At 60.2% G+C, this 2,002-nt stretch carries 2 protein-coding genes and 1 pseudogene; 1 reads left to right on the top strand and 2 read right to left on the bottom strand.

The features are described 5' to 3' along the window. Positions 1 to 134 precede the first annotated feature (134 nt). Entirely contained in the window at positions 135 to 737 is a 603-nt protein-coding gene (locus CINSTRO3249_RS15455; protein ID WP_254304382.1) for a prepilin peptidase, read from the top strand. On the opposite strand, the gene xni is transcribed toward CINSTRO3249_RS15455, so the two are convergent. Both xni and CINSTRO3249_RS15445 read right to left on the bottom strand, forming a co-directional pair. Continuing rightward, positions 734 to 1,486, bottom strand: coding sequence for a flap endonuclease Xni (xni, locus tag CINSTRO3249_RS15450; RefSeq protein WP_074013869.1), 753 nt, complete (start codon positions 1,484 to 1,486; stop codon positions 734 to 736). The two genes, CINSTRO3249_RS15455 and xni, sit on opposite strands and share 4 nt — an antisense overlap. A 91-nt stretch (positions 1,487 to 1,577) precedes the next feature. Further along, positions 1,578 to 1,875 (bottom strand): annotated as a pseudogene (locus tag CINSTRO3249_RS15445) (pyrimidine/purine nucleotide monophosphate nucleosidase domain-containing protein); the annotation flags it as partial. Positions 1,876 to 2,002 lie beyond the last annotated feature (127 nt).

The following is a 2,002-nucleotide window of genomic DNA, read 5'->3' as shown; positions in this document are numbered from 1 at the left end:
CTCCATGGAGTAGTTGGCTCGCGGTTTTTTGGGCTCTGTCATAGATAGTGTCCACTTAAAATAGGTGGACACCATCCTTAATCATCCCTGTCGAAATCGAAAGACGTCCTATATGGGGCGCTTACCTGCATTCATTGCTGTTACACCTCCTGGAGAGCTCGCCCTTTTTGCGCTGTCCTCCCCGGCGCAGCCGCGGGCGCGGCGGTGGCCTCTTAACGCGTCGCTGGCCGTTGGCGCTGTGCGTTGGTGTACTGTTTCTGCTGGCTGCAGTCCATTTTGCCCCGGGTGCTGCGCTGGCGGGCGCGGTCATGTTGCTGAGCGCGCTTTTGCTGCTGGCGGTGGTGGACGCGGCGACATGGCGGCTACCGGATGTCATCACCCAGCCGCTGCTGTGGCTGGGCCTGTTATTTAATCTCGGCGCCACGTTTGTCCCCCTGTCTGATGCGGTGTGGGGCGCGGTGAGCGGTTATCTGACGCTGTGGTGCGTCAACGGCGTTTACCGGCTGGCGCGCCGCCGCCATGGGCTTGGGGCGGGGGATTTTAAGCTTCTGGCGGCGCTGGGGGCCTGGCTGGGCTGGCGTGCGTTGCCGCTATTGCTGCTGCTGGCCGCAACGGGAGGGTTGTTGTGCGTTTTATGCCTGCGGCGATGGCGCGGCGCGACGCTGGCGATGCCGCTGGCGTTTGGTCCCTGGCTCGCGCTGGCGGGAGGGCTGCTGCTTTTTTGCCGCGAGGGCTAACGTAACCGCAATTGCTGTAGATTGCCCTGTAGCGTCACGGCGGTATCCAGCGTCACCACCCGGCGGCAGAGAAACGCCAGTTCACGATCGCGTTCCAGCCTGTGCCGCCATTTTTCCGGCACTTGCGCCAGCCGCTGATACAGCGTTTCCAGCGTGCCCGCCTCGCTGATAAGCTGTGCGGCGCTTTTGGGACCGATGCCGGTAACGCCTGGGATTTTGCTGCTGCTCACGCCTGATAATCCCCAAAAATCGGTCAATTGTTGTGGCTGGACGCCGAAATGCCGCGTAACGAAAGGCATATCCAGCCAGCGTTTTTGAAAGTAGTCACGGATTTGTATCGAGGGTGAAAGCAACTGGCAATAGCCCTTATCGGTAGAGACCAACGTCACCCGATGCCCGCCTGCCGCCACCTTGATCGCCAGCGTGGCGGCAATATCATCCGCCTCATAGCCGCTGGCGTGCCAGCAGGCGACGGACTGGCGAGTAAATTCCTCGCGGATGGCCGGCATCAGCGCCTGCAGATCTTCCGGCATCGGCGCGCGGCCGCTCTTGTATTGCGGTAACTGCTGATGGCGCCAGCTTTCGTGGCGCTCATCGTCGTCAAACACCGCCACGGCGTGGCTGGGGCTACAGTGGACAATGAGCTGGCTCAGGGCGTGTCCGCAGGCGGCCAGACAGGAGGCGCCCTGCACGGCATGGATGCGGCGAATGAGATTCAGCGCGTCAACGATTAACAAATGTACCGACATGGAGTGCTATCCTGATTATCCATTGGGCGGGCCAGCGGTCCCGCAGGCGGTGTGAGATGCTGATGCCGGCTTCCCGCCGGCATCGGTTGCGTTAAATACGGATTTCGTAGCACGGAAGGTAGGCGCTGCCGGGCAACAAAGCCCTGTAGCAGCGTATCCATATGCCGCATAATTTCCGCATCCCCATGCAGTTGATACGGCCCGTACTGCTCGATAGCCTGAATGCTGTACTCCTTTACGTTGCCCGCGACGATGCCGGAAAACGCCCGCCGCAGCGCGGCCGCCAGGCGTTCCGCCGGCTGTTCGCGGTGCAGATTAAGGTTGGCCATATTTTCATGGCTGGGCTCGAAGGGATGCTGCAAATCATGGGCGATGCGCAGCGACCAGTTTGAATCACCCCGGATAAATTAGAGTCTATACTTTAAAAGTGGAGGTCTCTATGACAACGACCAAACGTTACTCTCCGGAAGTCCGTGAACGGGCAGTTAATCTAGTGCTGGAAACTCAGCATGAGCA

Source organism: Candidatus Sodalis sp. SoCistrobi, assembly GCF_900143145.1.
GTDB lineage: Bacteria > Pseudomonadota > Gammaproteobacteria > Enterobacterales > Enterobacteriaceae > SoCistrobi.
This window is presented reverse-complemented; position numbering and strand designations above follow the sequence as displayed.

What these genes read in the sequence shown, in the direction of transcription:
- xni (WP_074013869.1), bottom strand. Translation starts at nt 1,486, where the DNA reads ATGTCGGTACATTTGTTAATCGTTGACGCGCTGAATCTCATTCGCCGC.